The 22696-nt window shown below is 37.6% G+C and carries 22 protein-coding genes; all 22 read right to left on the bottom strand.

The features are described 5' to 3' along the window. Window positions 1–63: 63 nt before the first annotated feature. Window positions 64–453 carry a S1 domain-containing RNA-binding protein gene (locus tag B2C77_RS00285; RefSeq protein ID WP_077701799.1) on the bottom strand — a complete coding sequence of 130 codons (390 nt, stop codon included), beginning with the start codon at window positions 451–453 and terminating at the stop codon, window positions 64–66. Between the two features lie 105 nt (window positions 454–558). Next, window positions 559–939 carry an FtsB family cell division protein gene (locus B2C77_RS00280; protein ID WP_101933058.1) on the bottom strand — a complete coding sequence of 127 codons (381 nt, stop codon included), beginning with the start codon at window positions 937–939 and terminating at the stop codon, window positions 559–561. Window positions 940–945: 6 nt separating this feature from the next. After that, window positions 946–1545, bottom strand: coding sequence for a spore cortex biosynthesis protein YabQ (yabQ, locus tag B2C77_RS00275; RefSeq protein WP_077701798.1), 600 nt, complete (start codon window positions 1543–1545; stop codon window positions 946–948). Then, window positions 1542–1841: a sporulation protein YabP gene (gene yabP, locus B2C77_RS00270; RefSeq protein ID WP_073011477.1), complete on the bottom strand. Its 300-nt coding sequence runs from the start codon at window positions 1839–1841 to the stop codon at window positions 1542–1544. Before yabP ends, yabQ begins: the two co-directional genes overlap by 4 nt. A gap of 61 nt (window positions 1842–1902) precedes the next feature. Then, window positions 1903–2163: an RNA-binding S4 domain-containing protein gene (locus tag B2C77_RS00265; protein ID WP_073011480.1), complete on the bottom strand. Its 261-nt coding sequence runs from the start codon at window positions 2161–2163 to the stop codon at window positions 1903–1905. Between the two features lie 4 nt (window positions 2164–2167). Continuing rightward, entirely contained in the window at window positions 2168–3610 is a 1443-nt protein-coding gene (gene yabN / locus B2C77_RS00260; RefSeq protein ID WP_077701797.1) for a bifunctional methyltransferase/pyrophosphohydrolase YabN, read from the bottom strand. Between the two features lie 533 nt (window positions 3611–4143). Further along, window positions 4144–5730 carry a putative polysaccharide biosynthesis protein gene (locus tag B2C77_RS00255; RefSeq protein ID WP_077701796.1) on the bottom strand — a complete coding sequence of 529 codons (1587 nt, stop codon included), beginning with the start codon at window positions 5728–5730 and terminating at the stop codon, window positions 4144–4146. Window positions 5731–6195: 465 nt separating this feature from the next. Then, window positions 6196–6732 carry a stage V sporulation protein T gene (gene spoVT, locus B2C77_RS00250; protein WP_077701795.1) on the bottom strand — a complete coding sequence of 179 codons (537 nt, stop codon included), beginning with the start codon at window positions 6730–6732 and terminating at the stop codon, window positions 6196–6198. Between the two features lie 127 nt (window positions 6733–6859). Beyond that, entirely contained in the window at window positions 6860–10384 is a 3525-nt protein-coding gene (gene mfd / locus B2C77_RS00245) for a transcription-repair coupling factor (RefSeq protein ID WP_077701794.1), read from the bottom strand. Between the two features lie 611 nt (window positions 10385–10995). Then, window positions 10996–11220, bottom strand: coding sequence for an anti-sigma-F factor Fin (fin, locus tag B2C77_RS00240; RefSeq protein ID WP_309545276.1), 225 nt, complete (start codon window positions 11218–11220; stop codon window positions 10996–10998). Window positions 11221–11531: 311 nt separating this feature from the next. Beyond that, window positions 11532–12092, bottom strand: a complete 561-nt coding sequence (pth, locus tag B2C77_RS00235) for an aminoacyl-tRNA hydrolase (RefSeq protein WP_077701792.1) — start codon at window positions 12090–12092, stop codon at window positions 11532–11534. A gap of 360 nt (window positions 12093–12452) precedes the next feature. Next, window positions 12453–13076: a 50S ribosomal protein L25/general stress protein Ctc gene (locus B2C77_RS00230; RefSeq protein ID WP_077701791.1), complete on the bottom strand. Its 624-nt coding sequence runs from the start codon at window positions 13074–13076 to the stop codon at window positions 12453–12455. Between the two features lie 166 nt (window positions 13077–13242). Beyond that, window positions 13243–14196, bottom strand: a complete 954-nt coding sequence (locus B2C77_RS00225) for a ribose-phosphate diphosphokinase (RefSeq protein WP_077701790.1) — start codon at window positions 14194–14196, stop codon at window positions 13243–13245. Between the two features lie 16 nt (window positions 14197–14212). Then, on the bottom strand, window positions 14213–15592 hold the full coding sequence (glmU, locus tag B2C77_RS00220) for a bifunctional UDP-N-acetylglucosamine diphosphorylase/glucosamine-1-phosphate N-acetyltransferase GlmU (protein ID WP_077701789.1): 1380 nt from the start codon (window positions 15590–15592) through the stop codon (window positions 14213–14215). Window positions 15593–16044: 452 nt separating this feature from the next. Continuing rightward, on the bottom strand, window positions 16045–16335 hold the full coding sequence (gene spoVG, locus B2C77_RS00215) for a septation regulator SpoVG (RefSeq protein WP_077701788.1): 291 nt from the start codon (window positions 16333–16335) through the stop codon (window positions 16045–16047). A gap of 512 nt (window positions 16336–16847) precedes the next feature. Then, entirely contained in the window at window positions 16848–17660 is an 813-nt protein-coding gene (purR, locus tag B2C77_RS00210) for a pur operon repressor (RefSeq protein WP_077701787.1), read from the bottom strand. 67 nt (window positions 17661–17727) lie between these two features. Further along, window positions 17728–18579, bottom strand: a complete 852-nt coding sequence (ispE, locus tag B2C77_RS00205) for a 4-(cytidine 5'-diphospho)-2-C-methyl-D-erythritol kinase (RefSeq protein WP_077701786.1) — start codon at window positions 18577–18579, stop codon at window positions 17728–17730. A gap of 394 nt (window positions 18580–18973) precedes the next feature. After that, window positions 18974–19153: a small, acid-soluble spore protein, alpha/beta type gene (locus tag B2C77_RS00200; protein ID WP_077701785.1), complete on the bottom strand. Its 180-nt coding sequence runs from the start codon at window positions 19151–19153 to the stop codon at window positions 18974–18976. Between the two features lie 167 nt (window positions 19154–19320). Next, window positions 19321–19587 (bottom strand): biofilm formation stimulator Veg, encoded by a 267-nt coding sequence (gene veg, locus B2C77_RS00195; RefSeq protein ID WP_073011537.1) that lies wholly within the window; start codon window positions 19585–19587, stop codon window positions 19321–19323. Between the two features lie 323 nt (window positions 19588–19910). Further along, window positions 19911–20771 carry a sporulation peptidase YabG gene (gene yabG, locus B2C77_RS00190; protein ID WP_077701784.1) on the bottom strand — a complete coding sequence of 287 codons (861 nt, stop codon included), beginning with the start codon at window positions 20769–20771 and terminating at the stop codon, window positions 19911–19913. 368 nt (window positions 20772–21139) lie between these two features. Next, window positions 21140–22024: a 16S rRNA (adenine(1518)-N(6)/adenine(1519)-N(6))-dimethyltransferase RsmA gene (gene rsmA / locus B2C77_RS00185; protein WP_077701783.1), complete on the bottom strand. Its 885-nt coding sequence runs from the start codon at window positions 22022–22024 to the stop codon at window positions 21140–21142. Further along, window positions 22011–22589 (bottom strand): ribonuclease M5, encoded by a 579-nt coding sequence (rnmV, locus tag B2C77_RS00180; RefSeq protein ID WP_077701782.1) that lies wholly within the window; start codon window positions 22587–22589, stop codon window positions 22011–22013. The genes rsmA and rnmV overlap by 14 nt, the downstream gene beginning before the upstream one ends. Window positions 22590–22696: the final 107 nt, after the last annotated feature.

Genomic DNA, 22696 nt, shown 5'->3' with positions numbered 1-22696 from the left:
TTTAAGGTACGCATTCAGAATAAATTTTATTTATAGAGCATTATCTTTTTTAGACAGCAACTGCTATCCCCTTTTAGCACCTCGACCCCCGCGTTTGGATTCCGTGTGCTTCTTCAAAGAGGCAAGGCGATCTTCAGAGTCTTTTAAAAAACGATTCATTTTTGACTCAAAAGATTCAACCCGTTCACGGTTATCTCGTTGACGTTTTGGTTTTGGCTTATCTACCGCTTTTTTAATCGATAGACCAATTTTTCCGTCCTTCTCTACGTTAATGACTTTCACCTTTACTTCATCGCCAACAGAAAGATGTTCATTAATGTCTTTCACATAGTTGTCGGCAACCTCACTAATATGAACAAGTCCGGTTGTTCCTCTTTCGATTTCTACAAAGGCTCCAAAATTAGTGATACCAGTTACCTTACCCTGCAGCTTGCTGCCTACTTCAATTGACATAAAAAAAATGCTCCTCCTTAGAATTTTTAGGAAACTAATAATAGTAACCACCGATGATGTATCATCAGCTTACTATTATATTATAGCCAAGCTGACGAAAGTGTGTCAATAAGATGGTTCTTTATCAGGAACTTTAAAAATTAATTCGCCCTCTTTAGATAAGAAATAGTTTGTTCTCGCTATTTCTAGTACATAATCCTCATTTTTTAAACGCTCTGCTTCTTGTTTCAGATTTTTTTGTTCTTTTCTCAAATCCGTCAATTCTGCTTGTAGATTTTCATATTCGTCTGTCTTTTCCGCATAAAGAGAGCGCTGCTGGATATGATATGTAGTCATACCGCCAAGAATAACGAGAGTAATAACTCCAAATAACACCAAACGTCGAATTAAACGTCGCTTTTTTCGATTTTGCCTTTCTACATAGGCATCGTATTGTTGCATGTAATTCGAATCCAGTTTTCTTACACTTTGTTTACTTGTAGTCAATACCTATTACCTCCTCTTCCAGCGAATTTTCTCCCAAACCTTACTTAAGTTATTCTTTATTGTACTATAAAATCCTGCTATTTGTAATAGAATTCCTTGAACTTTTTTAGGTAGCAACTGGTAGACTCCTCTTAGTAACCATTGGATTGGCGTTACAATCACCGTTAAAACGAAAAGTAGCAGAGAGAGAATCAGTTTTAAAACCCATATAAATACTGTATAAATAACCATTACAATTCCTTTTATCGGTGAAATAATGAAGACTTGTATAAGTCGTGAAAAAAAACGATAGATAGAGAGCGCAATTCGTATGAAATGCTCCAGTAACTTCTTATAATAATTGGAGAGTATCGCTTGATACATTGAAAAACCTAGTAGACATGCTAGTACAATATATAACCTTATCTCTCCACCATTAACCAAAAATAAAATATAAAAAAGCAATAATGTTTGTGAGGTCCAAAACCCTACTTCCATTACATAAATCATGATCTTCCTATTTCTCCAATAAGGAGAGAACCTACGAAAGGTGTCTAGCATGACACCCGTAGACAAGCCACCTGCAATCATAGATAACATTGTTACAAGCTGCGTACTTAAACTCATTTAAATAACTTGCTAAAGAACCCTTTAGCCTTCTCCTGCTGTTCATCAATATAAGAAAGCTCGTAAATTTTCCCTTTGATAACAACAGAACCATCATTAACATCTAGATTTTTCAGCTGTAAATTTTGCCCACGTATAATTAAATAACCCATTACTGTTTCCAGTAAAAATTCTTCATTATCAAAGCTATCCACTTCTTTCACACCTGTAATTTCCAAATTTTTACGATTATTCATTTTTACCGTATGATCTGTAGTAACACGTGGTATATGCTCTTTATTCTCATAATAGTTCATCGCAAAAAACACCCTCCTTATCCATAGTAGTTTATGATAGGAGGGACAAGTATAGAACTTTTTAATTCGTAATTTTTTCTTCTTTTATAATGGTATACATGGATTGGGCTTCCTCTTTTTTCACTGTTTCTCGTAAATTATCAATACGCAGTGTAACTACCTTTTGCCCAAAGCGAATAACAAGCTCATCGCCTACCGTTAATGTCGTAGCCGCTTTAGATTGATTACCATTTACCGTAATTCTACCTTGATCAGCTACTTCCTTGGCTAACGTACGACGCTTAATTAAACGAGATACTTTTAAAAATTTGTCTAGACGCATTGTTTTACTCCTTTTCTTTCGCCTCTTCCCATAATTCATTCATCTCTTCTAAAGTTACTTCTTGAATGGAACGCTGACGATCTTTTAATGCTTGTTCCATATAGGAAAAACGCAAAATAAATTTTTCATTCGTATGATGTAAGGCTACTTCTGGGTTTATTTTATAATACCTTGCTATATTCGCTAGAACAAATAATATATCGCCAAACTCCTTCTCTTGTTCATGTGCATTTCCTTTTTTTATAGCTACCTTAAATTCTTCTAGCTCCTCTTGTAATTTATCATAGGCACCTTGTAGAGAATGCCAATCAAACCCTACTTTTGCTGCTCTTTTTTGTAATTGATACGCCCGTGCAAGTGATGGTAAATGCTTTGCAATACCATCTAACGCAGATGCTCTTGTCTCTCCTTTTTCATCCTTTTTTAATTGCTCCCAATTCTTTACGACTTCATCTGCATTGTAAACAGATTCATTTTGAAAGACATGTGGATGACGATGAATCATTTTTTCCGTAAGGTTTCGAATGACATCATCTATCGTAAAATAACCTTCATCTTCCCCAATTTGACTGTGTAGCATAACTTGTAGCAGTACGTCACCTAATTCTTCAATAATCCCTTCGTCATCTTGTTGGTCAATCGCGTCAATGAGCTCATACACTTCTTCAATAGCATATTCTCGCAGACTTTCATGTGTCTGCTTCTGATCCCACGGGCATCCATCAGGCCCTCTTAACGTATGGATCACTTGGCGTAAATTTGCAAACGTATGATGTAATAAATGCTCCGGTGCGGGTGGGACATAGACACTTGTTAAATTACTAACGTCAACCGTGCGATCTAATTCTTCTAAAGGAACTTCTACTATTTTTTCCCGAGCGCTTCCTACTGCATCAATAATGGTAATTGGATAGTCTGCAGGTAAGTCCTCTAACAATGTCAGTTTTACTTCAGAAGCAATTATTTGGTCATACACTTGCGAAAACACGAGGTGATTGTGATAGCTTATATCTTGACGCTTGAAAGATGTTGCATCAAGAAATTGAAATCCATCAATAGGATCTATTTTTAATGCGGTAAATAGATCATCTAAATAACTGCTTCCACCGATGATTTCTACCTCACATTCGGAATCCAGCAAGATTTGTACGGTCTTTTCCGCAAGCATGGGATGTCCAGGCACAGCATAGATAACCTGTTCTATTTTCGCTTTTTCTAAAATAATTGCAACAATACGATGGTATACATTAGTAAACTGTTCTTCTTCCTCATAAATTGTATCAAAGGAATGGAAGCTCACACCTTCTGCTTGCAATGCTTGAACAACAGGATGATCCAGCGTGCGGACGTACACGGACTTGTCTAAATTACAAAGCTTTTTATAAATACCTAAAGGTAACTGATCCAAGTCTCCTGCACCAAGACCAATAATTTCGATTTTGTTCATAGCTAGCTCCTTCCTGAGTTATAAAGTGAATTTTTATTGAATGAGGGTTGTTTCTTCCCCCATGAAACTAGTTCGTAGCCTTAGCGAACAAATGCTCGGGGGTGCCCGTTTAGCAACGTAGCGAGTGGAACGAATCCACTAAATTTTTAGGAACCATGCTCCTGAAACAGGAGTATGCCGGCGCCCTCCGGCAAGCCCGTCTTTAGTCGGCCTTCCTATTTAGCACGAACCGATGGTGGCTTATCGTAGGGAGACTTCGTGAAGTCGCCTAGTTGCTGGGCGCTGGAGCCGGACGTGGCTTACTCTGTTATTTTCTTACCTCAAAGCATCTAATTTTTATACTTTCTTATCGTCTTAGAAAAACTTGGCTTATCACCATCCTTTTATGGACGTAGTTTTGCTTAGACGAGTAAATCCTGAAATGTTGTGGATGCAGTTACCTCCCATGTAGACTTGTCCAGCTCGTCTTTTCTAATTTTAAAGCGGTAATTGATAAAAACCTCATTGGTGTAAGCTTCCTCATTTCGCTACCTTTATCGATAACGCTGCTTGCGAATGAATCGTAAAGAAAGTCGCGATGGGAGCATTTGCAATTGTTGTTCCGTAAAAGCTTTTAGTCTTATTAAGCAATACCCGTATACAGTAGCGCCTGTAATAGATAGGAAAACAACAAATAGAAACGATGCCACTCTTGTAGGTGCAAGCCAAGGATGCGCTACCCATTTCACTATCCATAAATAACTAACCATAACGAAAGTAGCAAGTAGCAACGCCTTCCATTGTACGTTTCTTAAAAGTTGTAATAATGGTAGCTTTCGCCGTAGCTCTGTTAAAGCAATCACACTAAACACGAGTAAAGCGAGCACTGTAGCAAAGGAGCTGCCAAATATCCCTATTGATGGGACAAGCCATAGATTGCCAATCCATTTCATGAAAAATGCTAGTAATATAAGTAAAGCAACACGTTTTATATATCCTAATCCTTGTAAAATAGATGCAGCTGTAATGGCAAGTGAGCTCAATAAAACCGCAACCATTAACAGACGTAACGCAGCGTGGCCTTGTTGATCTTGAAACAGAGCTTGATTTACTTCAGGAAAAATAGCTATTAGCCCGACCGTCGCACCTGTTGCTAAATAAATGCTAAATAGCATCGCCCCACGAATATAAGGGTAAAAGATTTGCGGCTGTTCCGTTAATTTTCTCGTCGAAATAGATGGCATTAGAGCCAATGCAAACGATGATCCAAGTACCGTACCAATCTGAATAAGCGGTTGCCCTCGATCAAACACACCTTTAGCCTCCATTGCCATGAGCTGAGAATAACCACCCTTTAAAAGACTCGGAAATAACGTAAATGTATCTGCAAACTGTAATAAAAGTAACACCATATGGTTTAACGTAGCAACAATACCAATAGTAATAATCGTATGTACATAATGACGCATGGAATAAGGTCGCTTTTCTATATGAAATGGCTTATCACGCCAAAAAAACCAAGCTAAAACAATAGTCGCAACAATTAACCCGATTATGGAGGCAAAAACAGCAGCCCTTCCTATCGTATAAATAGGCTTTCCACTTTCGGCAATGACTATTGCTGAAGTAATGATAATCGTTACTCGAAACAACTGTTCAGCTAGTTGAGAAAAAGCAGTAGGTTTCATCACAAAATTCCCTTGAAAAGTACCACGTAACAATGCCGTTACTGGTATAAATAAAAATGTTAACGCACCTAAATAGTATATTTCTGTAAGACGTTCATCACCAATCCAACCTGCAATATATGGTGCATTCATGTAAATAAATAGTGCTAAACTGCCGTTAAGCATACAGAGTATTAGGAAAATGGGGAAATAAAAACTTGTTAAAGACAATCTTTGAGATTGAGATTGTTCTTCCGCTGCTAGCTTTGCTATCGCCGACGGAAATCCGTATAAAGCTAACATTAGTCCAATTCCTAGGACAGGGTAGATCTGTTGATAGACATAAATCCCCATGTCTCCTGTTACATTTTGCAAAGGGATACGATAGCCAGCACTTAATAGCTTACTGATTACGCCAACAATTGTTAACAATAACGCCCCTTTTACAAGCTGATTTGTTTCATTTCTATTCATGTAGAACTTCCTTTTGCAACATGGTTCTTAAAGGAACCTTCATAATAATTGCGCGAGCGCGAATTTGATTTTTTGATACTACAATATATGGTTCATTATATCATAGTCTTACATAGCAAGAGGGATATTTTTTGCCGTATAAGAAACACCAAATCTTTATGGTGAAAGCTGCAGTTTTCTTATACGATAAACGTCAAAGCTTTATATTCTCCTATAATATCAGAAAAAGCCGAACTAATTCGAAATTCTATGGAGAGAATATCAAATATAGTTCGGACTTTGGTTTATCGTCTTATAGCGGTTGTTCAAAAAAGTTCAGTACTAATGACACATCCAATTTCTTCGTTGGTTCGTTTTCCAGTTCCTTGAAAAAAGGAAGTTTTTAAGCATAGATGGTGCGATCTTAGCTGAATTCAGTCCTTTTTACTTCTGTTTTGAACAGACACACTTATGGAGTAGATTACATTATTCCATTTGCTTGGCTAGAAAGCTTGCCGCTGTCTCTGCTGCTTTTTGTTGAACAGCTGAAAAGCTTTCCCCTTCTTTAGCAAAAATCACTACGGATCCAATTGCATCACCATTTGCAATAATTGGACTAATACAATAGGATATCAAGTCTTCTTCATGCCCATCGACAATTTCTAATGATTTTGTTTCTTTTTCCATGACTTGTTGTCTACCTTCAATAATACTAGTTAGAGGGGATCCGATGTTTTTGTTTAAGTACTCTTTTTTTGATTCTCCTGCTACTGCAATAACCTCATCTCGATCGGATATGATAACAGGGGTATGCAAAGAATCAAACAACGCTTCTGCATATTCTTTAGCAAATTGACCTAGCTCACTAATAGGAGAATATTTCTTTAAAATAACTTCTCCTTCACGGTCCACGTATATTTCTAGTGGATCGCCCTCTCTAATGCGTAACGTTCTCCTTATTTCTTTAGGTATAACAACTCTCCCAAGATCATCAATACGTCGCACAATTCCTGTTGCTTTCATACTTTGTTGCCTCACTTTCTTATGGTGATTGACTCTGCTTTTCACACAAAAATCCGTGTAAAAATCATCTTCTGTGGTTTTAGTATGAGGCAAAACAGGATAACTATACATACAATACTAATTTTTACTAACTACGATTGGCAAATTTTAAATTATCGATAAACGTTTCCACATTTTTATAGCATTGCTGCTTCGTCGTATTGGTATATTTAAATACAATTTTTAATTTACTGCTTTCGGTTCCAAGTTGGATATCTCGTCCATACGCATTCGCCATTTCGAATACTTTTGCGCCATCAATTTGTTGACTACGCTCTTCATCAACGAGCACTTCGATTTTTTTGTTTTTCTCACTTTCACTTATAGAACGGACTCGCTCTCGCTTCGCTAGCATTTTCAACGTAGATACGGTAAATAAATTGGTTACCTCTTCTGGATAGTCCCCAAATCGATCAATTAATTCGTCATGTAAATCTTGTTTATCTTCTGTCGTCTCCATGGATTGGAATTGTTTATAGATGTCTACTTTTTGCTTTTCATCTGGGATATATTCATCTGGAATATACGCATCAATTACTAATGTCAATTCTGGATCAAATGGCTTTACATCACTTATATCTTTACCTTCTTTGCGAGCATCAATCGCCTCTTTGAGCATTTGTGAATACATGTCAAAACCGACCGAATCGATAAATCCATGCTGTTGAGCACCAAGCAGGTTGCCCGCTCCTCGAATGGATAAATCGCGCATAGCGATTTTAAATCCAGAACCCAATTCTGTAAATTCTTTAATTGCTTGTAGACGTTTTTCTGCAACTTCGGTAAGCACTTTATCTTTTCTATACGTAAAGTACGCATAAGCAACTCGATTTGAACGCCCTACACGACCACGCAATTGATACAATTGACTTAGTCCCATTCGGTCGGCATTGTTTACAATTAAGGTATTTACATTTGGAATATCAACACCCGTTTCAATAATCGTCGTACTTACAAGGACATCAAATTCTCCTTCTAAAAAGGAAAAAATAACATTCTCCAATTCCGATTCATTCATTTGACCATGCGCAACCGCTATCCTAGCATCAATATGTGAACTTAGCTCTCTAGCTATCTCTTCAATATTTTCTACACGGTTATGTAGAAAAAACACTTGACCTCCTCGAGCCATTTCACGCTCTATTGCCTCTCGAACAAATATTGGATTATATTCCATCACATAGGTTTGAATTGGAAAACGATTTTCTGGTGGCGTTTCAATTACAGAAAGATCCCGCACACCAAGCATAGACATATGCAATGTTCGTGGAATAGGTGTTGCCGTTAACGTAAGTACATCTACATTCGATTTTAACTGCTTAATTTTTTCCTTATGCTTTACTCCGAAGCGTTGCTCTTCGTCAACAATTAATAAACCTAAATCATGATACTGAACATCTTTAGATAAAATACGATGTGTACCAATAACGATATCAACAGTTCCTTTTCTTAATCCATCTAACGTTTCCTTTTGCTGCTTTCTCGTTCTAAATCTACTTAATAAACCGATAGTAATTGGATAATCTTGAAAACGCTCTCGTATTGTTTCAAAATGTTGCTGTGCTAGAATCGTCGTCGGAACTAATAACGCAACTTGTTTTCCATCAGCAATTGCCTTAAAGGCTGCGCGAATAGCTACTTCTGTTTTTCCGTAGCCAACATCCCCACAAAGAAGACGATCCATTGGACGTTCTCTTTCCATATCTTGTTTAATTTCTTGAATACAACGTAATTGATCCTCTGTTTCTTGATAAGGAAACAATGCTTCAAATTCGCGTTGCATTTCTGTATCTTCAGAAAACGCGTACCCTTTTCTTGCTTCTCTTTCAGCATAGAGCTTAATGAGATCATCTGCAATATCCTCTACAGATGATTGCACTTTCCGTTTTACTTTTTTCCATTCACTTCCGCCTAGCTTATAGAGCTTCGGTTCTTTTCCTTCTGATCCTACAAATTTTTGTACTTGGTCAATTTGATCAATAGGTACAAACAGCTTATCATCGCCAGAATATTTAATTAGCAAATAATCCTTATGCAGATCATTCACTTTTAAAGTTTCTATACCGAGGTATTTTCCGACACCATGATTTGTATGTACAACATAATCGCCTACTTTTAATTCTTGATAATCCTTAATTCGTTCGGCATTTGAGATTTTTTGTTGCTTTCTCGGTCGTTTTGTACGTTTTTTAAATAGTTCTTGCTCAGTCACTAACACAAGCTTGTGCATCGGCAACTCTACGCCACTTGAAATATTCCCTACCGCAATCGTTGGTTTATCAACAGGGAGCCGTAAATCTTCTGTAATCCCAAAATCGATATCATAATCCATAAATATAGAGTGGATTCTTTCCGCTCTTTCTTTATCTGGAGCTAAAACGATAACAGAATAGTCCCCCTTTTCCCAGCGGAGTAATTCATTTTTAAATAAATGCATTTGACCATGGAATTCTTGCATCGGTCGTGAAGATAAATTAACAATATTTTGTGGTTGTGTATTAGGGATATGGCGTAAAAACACAGACATATAGATACGCGGCTGCTTCATACGCTCCCATATAGCATGCCAATCAAATGAAAATGAACTATTTCTAACCATTTGATTATTGGCTAGTAAATTACTGTACCAATCACCCTCTTCTATATCCAAATGTAATGCAGTCTCTTGTATTCGGCTCATTTCATCAATAATTATTTGGCCATCACCTGGCAAGTAATCTAGTAAGCTAGCAGGATTTGTATATAAATAACCAATGTATTTATACATCTCAGGAAAGCGCTCGAGGTTTTTTAATCGATCTACATCTCGTTGCACTACCTCTGTCAATGTTGCTTTTGCTTCTTGTGTCTTTAACGTTTTCAATGTATCGGCAAGCGCTTCCTCCAAACGCTCCCCAGCCGTATGAAGATCGGACTCTGTTAATAGCAATTCTGTTGCTGGCCCAATCGTAACTTCCTCCAGCTTATCTAATGAACGTTGGGTTTCAGCATCAAAATAACGAATAGAGTCAATTTCCTCATCAAATAGCTCAATTCGAATCGGATGCTTTTCGGTAATAGGATATATATCAATAATTCCTCCACGTTTACTAAACTCACCTGGTGTTGTAACCATGGAAGCGCGATCATATCCCATATCTATTAAATTTGTTAAATAATGATTTACATCAATTTCTTCTCCATATTTAAATGCTAGTTGATATGTTTGCCAATACGCTGGAGGAGGAAGTATTCGTTTTAAGGCAGATACTGGAGCTATTAAAATCCCCGATTTATTTTGAGACCAAGCAGTTAATGAATCAATTCGCTGGCTGCGTAACTCTGGACTTGCAATAGCGATTTCTGAAGCAATCAGTTCATTAACAGGATATAGATGAACATCTTCCTCTCCCACAATACCAACCAAATCATCGTATAGTTGCTGTGCTTGCACAAGTTGGTGGGTGACTAACAAAATCGGCTTCTTCATCTCGCCTCGAATAACAGATACAAGTAAGCCTCTAACTGAACCAGATAGCCCTGCTACAAGCTGTTCATCCATTCCTGCTTGCACTCCATTAATAATGGAGTGTATATCTTCTTTATTGTATAAATATTTTTGTATTCCTTTCATTCCTAAACCTCCACTTACATAGGAGCTATGCAACGAATCTCGTACTCCGAAGATTTTTCTAGTTCGTATGCTTGCCCTTCATTTTTAGAAAAACTTGGCTTGTCGCCAAGTCTTATGGCGAATGGCATAGTTTTTCTTATACTATAAACCTTTAAACTTTTATACTTTCCTATAGTGTTAGAAAAACTTAGCTTACCGCCAAATCGGATAGCGGAAGAGTGCCGTCTTTTTGCTTATACTATTAACCATGGAAATTTGATACTTTGCTATAACGGAACAAAGGTGCAAGTGCTTGTTTAGCAACGTAGCGAATGAACCGGATACAACGAGATAAAGGAATCATGCTACTAAAGCAGTGGTATGCCGACGTCGGGCGGCAAGTCCGTTTTTAGTCGGCCTTCCTCTTAGCCACGAACCGATGATGACTTAGCTTAGGGCGATTTCGTGAAGTCACCCAGTTGAGCAGGGTGTGGCTATTCAGTTATCTCCATATCCACTGGCACCTCAGTTTTATACTTTCTTATCTTTTTAAAATATTGCGTGCTTCTTTCCATTCTTTTACAAGTGCAAAAATGCCTTGGCTACGCTGCACCAAAGGCTAACCACATGTTCTATTGTATAAAGAAATCTAATTCATGATAGTGAGGATGTTGACCTAGTGTATCTTGGCAGTCTTCGCAAATCACCTTGATATGCATATCCCCATTTGGTTTATAAACAATCATTTCTTCTTTATCCTTCACTGATAATTGGTCAAATCCTAATATGGATAAATCAATCATGTGTTGTTGTATACTTCCTAGTTTTTGTCCACAATGCTTACACAAGTATATCATTGTCAACGGGAACCGCCTCCAATACGATTTAAAAACCTTATAGCAGCTACTATACTTATAGCACCCGCCAAGTAAAAAATCATTTTACTTCAATTGTTAGTAACTAGTTTAACCTAAATGCACACCAGCTATTCAAGTAGTTCCCGTTAAAAATATACTTTCGTTTATGTGTATTAACAACCGCATCCAAGCGCTAGCAAAACTTGACTTCATGCTAAATCTTGATAAGCAAAAACTGTAGTTTCCTTATACTATAGACCCTAAAAAGAGTTATAGAGCAAAAAACGCTGTTTGTTTTTTATATGTGGTAATTATTGATTATATTCATTCATAACTTCAGGAAATGGACGTTCTATCCACGCGTCACATGCATCGGCTGCTTTTTGCACACTAAGCTTTACCTCAGATGTTTCATGTTTTGGAAATCTTTGTAGCACATAATGAATAATGGATTGTGAGACATCAGGCCTACCGATACCAATTCGAATCCGTTTAAAATCCTTCGTCCCAACATGGTCGATAATTGATCTAATGCCATTATGACCTCCATGACCACCTTTTTGACGAAGCCTAATTTTACCGACTGGCAAATCCAAATCATCAAAAATAATCAAAATATTCGATAAATCAATGTTGTAATAGTCAATTATTGGCCTTATAGCATCACCAGAAAGGTTCATAAATGTTTGTGGTTTTACAAACATCACTTTTTCCTGTCCCATCTGCACCATCGTGTAATCTGCTTTAAATTTTGATTTATCCAATGTTAGCTGATGACGTTGCAATAATTCATCAATTACCATAAAACCAATGTTATGTCTCGTCTGATGATATTTTTTCCCTGGGTTTCCTAAACCTATAATACATTTCATAAACGTACTTCCTTTATCTTTTTCATTTTAAACCTATGAATGGGGTTATTAAAAAATTTAACTATCTGCATGTCTTTATGGGCAAAAGCTAAGCTTTTCCCTTATAATAGCAGGCCTTTACAACCTGATAAAAATCATACAACGCAACTCTCCCTCCTAATTAGGAGGGAGAGTTGCGTTCACTTATCTTCACTTACCGTGTTCGAAATGAGCGACCCCACCCAATAGTCAATAGGACATGATGAGTTGCTAGCCATATGGCTTTCCAAAAGGATAAAATAATGATCCTTCCTTTGACATATTGCAACACGCTTGCTTTTACCGCAACTACCTCTTACTTAGTTTTATAGTAGTCAAAACTTATGCTTCCTTTTCTCCATCTACTAATTCTGGCTCTGCATTCTCAGCTGGTGCCTTTTCAATGTCCTCTAACGTATCTGGCGCTGATACCGTTACAACCGTGGTAACTGGATCATCTAAGAGTTCGTATTTTCCTTGAATGTCAATATCAGACACTGCAATACTATCTCCAATATCTAAATCAGAAACATCAACAACGATTTCTTCAGGAATGTCAGCTGGTTTCGCACGCACTTGCAACGCATATAATGGTTGCTGCAAGACACCGCCATCTTTCGTACCTTTTGCTTCTCCCTCTATGTGGATATTCACTTCCACATCCATCTCTTCAGCCATATCTACAATATAAAAGTCAGCATGGACAAGTTCATCTTTTAATGGATCAATTTGATATTCATGTAGCATCACATCTACAGGTTTTTCATCTTCAATGTGAAGTGAGATAATCGCATTTCTACCCTCGTCACGAACTGTTTTGATCAATTCAACACTATCTACAGCAATCGACTTCGATTCTTTTGCTTTTCCATAGATTACAGCTGGAACACGTCCGCTATTTCTAATTTCTTTTGTTGCTGATTTCGTATGATCTTCTCTTCGTTGCGCTGCTAGTTTTACTGCCACGTTAATCACCCTCCAAATTAGTTAAAAACCTTCGTTTGTTGCCAATATTTCAATCTTACATTATTTATTCGCTTTCGTATATAAGAGCCTTCAGACTCGCACTCATTTACTCTGCACAAATAAACCTCCATCACAAATATTACCCGTTTCGGCTAAAACCTAAACATTAATCAAACAAAATACTAACGGATTGCAATTCATGCACACGAACAATCGCTTCACCAATTAAAGGAGCGACAGAAAGTGGTGTAATTTTATCGATTCGCTTATCATCTGGTAAAGGAATCGAATTGGTTACAACCAATTCTTTAATTTTTGAATCATTAATTCGTTGCATTGCTGGGCCAGATAATACGGGATGTGTACAACAAGCATATACTTCCTTGGCACCATTTTCAATTAATGCATTTGCTGCTAAAGTAATTGTACCTGCAGTATCAATGATATCATCAATTAAAATGGCTGTCTTCCCTTCAATATTCCCGACAATATTCATTACTTCAGCCACATTAGGTCGCGGTCTGCGCTTATCAATTATTCCAATTGGCGCCTTCAAGCGATCAGCCATCTTTCTGGCGCGTGTCACCCCGCCATGGTCTGGTGACATAATAATAATATCTTCCAAGTTCTTTGCTTCAAAATAATCGGAAAGAATTGGCACACCTTGTAAATGATCGATCGGGCTATCAAAAAAGCCTTGAATTTGCGGTGCGTGTAAATCAAGTGTTATCACCCGATCAGATCCAGCTGTTTCTAATAGGTCGGCTACTAGTTTTGCTGCGATCGGTTCTCTTGATCTTGCTTTTCGATCTTGTCTAGCGTACCCATAATAAGGCATAACAATATTAATTGACTTTGCAGATGCACGTTTCAAAGCATCAATCATAATTAATAATTCCATCAAATGCTCATTCACCGGTGAGCATGTGGACTGAACGACATAAACATCACAACCACGGATGCTTTCTTCAATATTAATTTGAATTTCTCCATCACTAAATCGAGATACAGCACATTTCCCTAGTGTCGTACCAATATGACTAGCAATCTCCTCAGCCAATTGTGGGTTGGAATTTAATGTAAAAACTTTCAAGGATGAATCCTTGTAACTAGCTGCCATTTGTTAGAACCCTCCGTTAGTCTTTTTTCCGATTTTTAATTTTTTCCGCATATCCTTCTTTATTCGTTTGCCTTGCACGAGCAATCGATAAAGAACCCTCTGGCACGTCCTTATTAATTGTAGAACCAGCAGCAATATAAGAACCTTTTCCAATTGTCACAGGCGCAACTAAATTTGAATTGCAGCCTATAAATGATTCATCTTCAATGGTTGTTACATATTTGTGCTTGCCATCATAGTTCACTGTTATTGTACCACAACCTACGTTTACATTGCTTCCGACTTGTGCATCACCAATATAACTTAAATGAGAAACTTTACTATCTTCACCTAAGCTTGTCTTTTTTATTTCTACAAAGTTTCCAATTTTCACGTGGTTACCAATTGCACTATCAGGTCTTATATGTGCATATGGACCAACCTTCACATCATTACCTATCTTGCTATCATTTACCACACTTTGTTTAATTATCGTGCCATTTCCAACATGACAATTGGTTAGCTCGGAATACGGGCCGATTTCTGCATTTTCCTCAATGACGGTATCGCCTTTAATCATTGTACCAGGATGAATGATTGTGTCAGCACCAATCGTTACACTCGGTTCAATATAGGTTTGATCCGGATCAATGATAGCTACACCGTTACGCATATGTCTTTCATTCACACGTTGCTTCATGATTTTCTCTGCTTGCGCTAAAGCAACACGATCATTTATCCCTAATGTTTCCTCAAAGTGCGCTGTTCGATACGCGCTCACAGTCTCCCCTTTTGTTTGGAGAATTTCAATTACATCCGGCAAGTAATACTCCCCTTGTGCGTTATCATTGGAAACATGTTCTAGCGCCTGAAACAAAGCTTGATTATCAAAACAGTATGTACCCGTATTTATTTCATCTACAAGTAGCTCGACCTCATTCGCATCTTTATGTTCCACAATCCGTTCCACATCATTTTGCTTATTTCTAAGTACGCGACCATACCCGTACGGATTAGAAGCTTTTGCTGTTAGTATCGTAGCTTTTGCCTCTGAATGTTCATGATGTTCAATCAACGCTTGATACGTCTCCTTGGTTATTAAAGGTGTATCACCACACACCACTATCGTTGTACCTTCCTTATCTTCTAAAAGCGCTTTAGCTTGAACAACTGCATGCCCAGTCCCCAACTGCTCTTCTTGAAGAACGTACTCACTTTTTGGTCCGAGTTGTTTCTTTACATCTTCCGCACCAAAACCGACAATAGTAATGATTTTATCGACATTTACGCCACCAACTTGTTCGATGACGTGTTGAACCATGGGGCGACCCGCTACAGGATGGAGTACTTTGTAAAGCTTCGATTTCATCCTGGTACCTTGCCCAGCTGCCAGTATGACAGCATATCGATTTGTCATATAAAGGACCTCCAACATTTCAAATTTCTCGCATACGCATATTATGTGCTGAAAAAACTCTCTCTTCATGAGTTCATAGTGTAAGTGAAAGATGACAGCACCCAAATGCCTGCTCTGTCCAAGGGTTTTTGGGCTATACCCTCTAGGTAGGAACTATTCCGTAGAAGACGAAGGAAAAACTTCTATTAAATGAAATTTCACTTTATCCATTATGAATATATCTTAAATACCTGCTCATTTCAATAGATAAACTATGAAAGGAAAACAACAAAAGTAAAGGCTTTTCTTTCCTTCCCTATATATGGACTGGAAAAAAGGGAATCCTAAGGCGCAATCCTATCATTTTACAAATAATTCCCAGAATTAAGTAAACGTTTACAATAAAAAAAGAAGGCTAACCTTATGTAGATTAGACCTCTAGTTGTTTTCGTAAACAATATTATTTAGATGAATTAGGAAGCCCCAGCTTCTTCGTATTTTACTTCCTCATCTCCTGCTTTGCGATACTCTTCTAATACAGCGTCCTGAATTTTCGCTCTTGTACCAGAATTAATAGGATGAGCGATATCCCTAAATTCTCCATCCGGCGTTCGCTTGGATGGCATCGCAACAAATAGCCCATTGTTACCGTCAATCACTCGGATATCATGGACAACAAATTCCTGATCCAACGTAATAGATGCAATCGCTCTCATTCTGCCTTCCGTATTAACGCGGCGTAACCTAACGTCAGTTACTTCCATGATGTGTCACCACCTTTTCAAATAGGAATCTATATAAACTAGTTCAACAAAACTATTAAAACTCCTGCTAAAATATTAAAAAAAATAAAACATTTATATCAACAGTTAAAAAATGACAGCTTGTCTTCACAAAGTATATCTTTTTCCTTCTTCACACTGGTCGTTAGTACCTAGAGGAGGAAACCTAGAAGCCTATTACGAAAAGGAGACTTAGGTGCTGTTACTTTTGGCTTCTTCCATCTCTAGAAGTGGAATCCTTACAGCACCTTACATCCCGAACTATCAATCGTTTTTACCAAGGAAACGGAGAAACGAACAAATATCAATTGTGTCAATTTTAGTATATTTTTAAATTATTATTAGTAACAACTCGTTAGTGGAAACATCTCCACCGCTTAGTATACATACTACCGTGTCCTATACAAAAGACTAGTGAATTACTTCTAAAGGCTGTTTCAAAAAAATTTTAGTTTGTTTCCAATGTAGTTAAACAAAACGATAGAAATAAACTTTTATTGGATAAAATTACCAAAATGAACATCGATTGCCTTCTTTTTCATATCGACATTTGATATTTTTATTAGAGATGTATAGTCATTAATGACGCGCTCTTCTTCCTCATCATCTGCTTCAGCTAAGACACCTATTGCTTGTACCGTTGCATGAAATTCCTCTAGTAAATTAATCATGCCAGTAATGGTTCCACCTGCTTTCATAAAATCATCAATAATACAGACTTTTGCTCCTTCCGATAAACTGCGTTTCGGCAACACCATGGTCTGAATTTTTCTAGATGATCCAGATACATAATTAATGCTTACAGAGGACCCTTCTGTTACCTTTGGATCTCTGCGTACAATAACTACCGGTACATTCAAAAAAGAGGCAACAGCGTATGCCAATGGAATCCCTTTTGTAGCAACGGTAACAACAACATCAATATTTTTTTTAGCAAATGTTGAAGCAAATACACGCCCAATTTCTCGTACCGTCTTCGGATCGCCTAACAGATCGCTCATATATAGATACCCGCCTGGAAGGATACGAACAGGATCTTTTAACTTTTGTCGTAATGCTTCAACAAAGCATTTATTTTTTTCGTCAACGCATGCAGGTATAAACTTCACCCCGCCTCCTGCACCTGTCGTCCGTTGCAAATAGCCAATCCCTTCACTCCGAAACACCGCATCAATAATATCCATATCTTCACTAATAGAAGCTTTCGTAGTAGCTAATTGTGAAACAAAATAAGGAAATTGTGTGTGCGTCCGAGGATTTTCAAGAAAAAAATTGGTTAGAGCAACTAAACGGTTACTTCTTTTCATTTCCACACCTCAAAACCGAATATTTTCCTCTAAATATACCATCAATATACGTTTTTTACAAAGGTTTTCAACCTAATAATCGTACATAATAAACTTCTTCACAAAAACCTCTCATCCCATTATAGATTTTTCTCGCTTTACTTTCATGCTCTACGAGACCATAGACTGTCGGACCACTTCCACTCATAAGTACGCCAGAAGCGCCTGCTTGTTGTAAAGCCGTTTTAATACGCTGCACTTCTGGGTGTTGTTTTATCGTTATCGGTTCTAATGCATTACCTAAGCTTAAACATAGCTTATTAAAATTTCCTTCCGCTAACGCTTCCCTAACAGCTTTTGTGTTAGGATGAACAATATCTTCCACCACTATGCGTTGAAAAATAGTTCCTGAAGAAATACCAATATCCGGTTTAGCTAAAACGACCCAACATGGCGGCGGTGAGAGGAGCCGTTGGACAATTTCTCCCCTACCTTTAGCTATTGCCGTTTTTCCATATATACAAAACGGCACATCTGTACCTAATAACGCACCTACACTTGCTAATTCAGTTTCTGAAAGGCCAAGTGACCACAAACAATTTAAACCTTTTAATACGGCAGCAGCGTCGGCACTACCACCTGCTAGTCCTGCAGAGACGGGGATGTTTTTTTCAATTGTTATATGTACACCTCTATGGATACCATACGCTTGCTTCAAAGCTAAGGCAGCTTGGTAAGCTAAATTGCGTTTATCACTTGGAACAAATCTACTTTCCAATGATATTTCGATCCGGTCCTCAGGTAATTCATATAAACAAATACGATCAGCTAAATCAATGGTTGTCATAATCATTTCAATGTTATGGTACCCGTCGCTTCTTTTACTTCGTACGTCCAATGATAAATTTATTTTTGCAGGTGCTTTTTCAAAAATTACCATCACCCGTCACCCTCTTGTTTAAAGATATTAAAATTGTAACACATTCCATTCAACTGCGTGAAACGCAAATAAATGCGTATGTGTCGAGTTTTTCTTGCAAGCGAAATCTAGGTGATTACTGTTTCTGAAAAACTGCTTCCCGCCTACTGTAAAAATAGTTCGCTTTTTACTGCGAGATATTGCACTACACTTTGCCACGGGACAAGGAAAGCTACGTCAGTGAAACATTGTACAACAAGGAGTCTCCGGGTTTTCCTCCGTTAGCTTAACATTATCAACTGTTTTACACAGTCTAACTTCTACCTAAGAGGGGTTTTTTTACCTGCAAAAGCAGGGGACTATTGAAAACTCTTTCTTCGCTTTCCTATAGGGTGAAAAAACAAGACAAACCCGATTAGGATTTGTCTTGTCTCATACTAGCTTCCGCTCTTTCAATGGCACGTTTCACCATATTTCCAGCATCGCGCGCTTTAATGCCGCCCCATCCTTCCCTTTGCACCGTGTCGTAAAACCCTAACTCTTTTGCAATTTCTTCTTTTAAATGATCCGACATCATTCCACGTCTTCTAGCCACGAAGACAGTCCCCCTTTTAAATGCGTATTGGTTATGATACGACAAACTTAGTATATGCTTTTTCATTCCATATACAACTGTTATTAAACAGCAAAAAAGGAAATAACAACTATGTTTTTTGATTATTTTGTTAATTTAGCATAAAAATAAAAGCAGTAAACCTTAGGCTACTGCTCAAGCACTGACGCAATGTTTTTATCATCTGCAAAGCGAAGCTCTACTGTTTCTGTTAAAACATCTGCATAGCTGTATGAAACACGTTCGAATGCATTTTCTTCTTGGTCAAGCTCAACAATAAATACAGAAGGATATGTTTCTGCTAAGATGCCGGAACGCTCAATGGTCTTTCTTCTTCCACCATTTGCTGTAAGCTTTAACCGTTTTCCAACATGACCTTCAAGACCTTGCTTAATTTCGATTAATGTTTTCGCCACTATACTCCACCTCACTGTAATTATCATACCACGAACTTGTACAAACGTCAAGCAAAACTTTATATTATACCAATATTACTTTTTTGATGTCAATATATTTTTTCGTATTTTCGTTTATTATTTGTTTTTAATTACTTTTTATGCACATTTTTTTAGAAAAACTTGACTTTATTTTTACATTGGTAATTAAATGCTATTTTACAGTGATTGAGTAGAAAAAAGGTTGACAACTTTCAAACTTATTTGCCACATCGCTTAACGTTATTCTCTATGCTTTTTTTGTAAAGTATTTGAATGAACTTAATCAATCGTACCTCCTTTCTTTAAGTCTCTTCCATATATGGTAAACCTGTACGTAATAATCCTCTCGTTTCAACACCGCCCATCCCTTTGTCTCCTGTCAGTGTAGTTCGAATAGCATCCCATACGCTCACTTTTTCCATAAAAGGTGTATATGCAACTTTAGCAGCAATATAGACAGGGTCTAACGCATGAATATTGACTCGAAATGGTGAACTAGCAAAATTAGCCCCTGCCCGAACTAACAGCTCAAAATGCGATTGACACGCTCCTGCAAAAATGACGAGCTGATCCAAATTCGGATTTGTCCGCCTCGCCTCTCGTACAGCTTCAATAAAATACCTTGAATTACGATAAGCACGTAGATCTTGCTTTTCTCCTTTATTTTTAGAAAAAGCGTCATGCCCAGTAATAACAATGATATTTGGCTGAATTTTTTCTATGAGTTCTGTAATCCTTACAGGCATATCGCGTTCATATAAATGTACTCCATGTACTTGCAATCCGATTCGCTGATATAATTCAATACATTTTTTTAAATACATTGCATCCCCATCAATGTGCAACACTTTTGCAGGCAATTGAAAATAGGAGGCTTCGTGTATAAAACCGTCCGTAGCTTGGTATTGTCTTTTTTCTTTTAACAATTGATAATCTTGACGAAATAGCCGATAGGAAAATTCTTCACTCTCTTTCCCTTGTTGCCTCCGTTTTTGTAGCTCTCTTTCTTCCACCAATTTCAAATCATCTATTGGAGAATCCGCTTTCAAACGCACTTCCTCTCCTACTAAATCGACAAGCTCTTTTTTCACAGAAGAAACCCGAAATAATATATCATGCTGATAAGAGTACCTTGTGACTAAATCACCCTTCGAATAACTCATACTATATCTCACAGCCTTCCTGAGCTTAAAACTTATGCTATATCGTATGATTATAAATAAAAAACTGTGCGTTTATCCCTGTGTTCTCTATTGTACAGGCTTTTTAAGAACAAAGGCGCAAGCGCCCGGTTAGCAACGTAGCGAGTGGAACGAAGCAACTAAAGTTTTAGGAATCATGGTGAGACGGTGTTACACGTACCAATGATGACTTATCGTAGGGCGATTCGTGAAGTCGCCTAGTTGCTGGGCGCTGGAGCCGGACGTGGCTAAATAAATTAGTAAGTTTATCCACAGCTGCAAAATTTTATAATTTCCTACACCATTAAAAAACTTGGCTCTTTGCCAAGTTTTTCTACAGATGACACCTATCACGCCTTAGAAGAAGCGATAAACGTGTTAGCCAATAACGCAAACTCCTCCATCGTTAGAGACTCTCCACGTCTTCCTCCATCAATGCCACTTTGTTGTAAAATAAGACCAACTTCCTCTTTCGTCAACTTATCTTTAAAATGATTGGATAGATTATTACGCAATGTTTTCCGACGCTGGGCAAAACTTGCTTGTATCAGTGTGAAAAAGAAATCTTCATCTACAACATTTACAGGAGCTTTCGTCCGTCTAACTAAACGCAAGATACTGGAATCGACATTAGGTTGGGGCATAAATACACGTTTTGGAACTTGCATAACAACTTCTGCTTCTGTGTAATATTGGACAGCTAATGTTAGCGAACCATAACTTTTGGTATTCGGTTTAGCTGCCATTCGTTCAGCAACTTCCTTTTGAATCATTACCGTGAAGCTATCAATTGGCAATTGATCTCGTAATAATTTCATTAAGATCGGAGTAGTTATATAGTAAGGCAAGTTAGCTACAAGATGAACAGGCTGTTCTGGATGAAAATGCGTCGCTATCATGTCACGAACGTTTGCTTTTAAAATATCCTCATGTACAACCTCGACATTATCATAGGGTGCAAGCGTATCCTCTAATACTGGTATTAGACGTTGGTCAATTTCAAATGCGAATACCTTTTGACTATGAATAGCTAAATGTTCTGTCAACGCTCCAATACCAGGACCTATTTCAATCACACCAGACTCCTTATCAATTCCTGCTTGGCGAATAATATTACTTAAAATATTACTGTCAATTAAAAAGTTCTGCCCTAAGCTTTTTTTAAAAGAAAAATGATATTTCTTTAAAATTTCTTTCGTTCGTGATGGCGTAGCAATAAATTTATGATTGGTCATTTTTCTCTTTCCTCTCTTGATCCATTTGCAATACTGCTCTTTCAAACTCAGCTTTTCCAATACCAAACATCGTTAAGCGTTTTAATAACTGCTTGCCATTCGTATGCCCAATTTGCAATAACTCACCAAGCTGCTCTCGTCTTTTGTTCGCTTCCTGACCTCCAATGAATCCATGATGCATTAACTCCGCTTTCGTTATTTCACTCTCTCGTACCGGTTGCAGCTCATAAACAGATTCTAATGCCTTTTTTATATCCTCGATAGACGCATGCTCCACCCCTAAATTCTTTGTTGTCGAATTTTTAGCACGAGCTTCATTACGTGTTAAAAAAGCATGCTTACAACCTGGTACAGCTTGATCAACAATATGACGAATGCGCTCACCAGGATAGTCAGGATCTGTAAAAATAATAACTCCTCGTTTATCTTTTGCATGCTGAATCTGTTTTATAATAGATGTATGAATGGCCGATCCATTCGTCTCAATTGTATCTGCATCAACAGCCTGGTTAATTTTAGCTGTATCATCTTTTCCTTCTACTACAATTACTTCCTTCACCTTCACAAGTCTTCCCTCTTCCTTTATCTTTCATTTTTAGAAAAAAATCGGATTATTACCTGGTATTACTGGCATAAGCTATATTTTTCTTAGATGATTTCTTAGGCGTCAAC

Source organism: Virgibacillus dokdonensis, assembly GCF_900166595.1.
GTDB lineage: Bacteria > Bacillota > Bacilli > Bacillales > Amphibacillaceae > Virgibacillus > Virgibacillus dokdonensis.
Note: the sequence above shows the minus strand (reverse complement) of the source record. Positions and strands in the feature narration are given on the sequence as shown.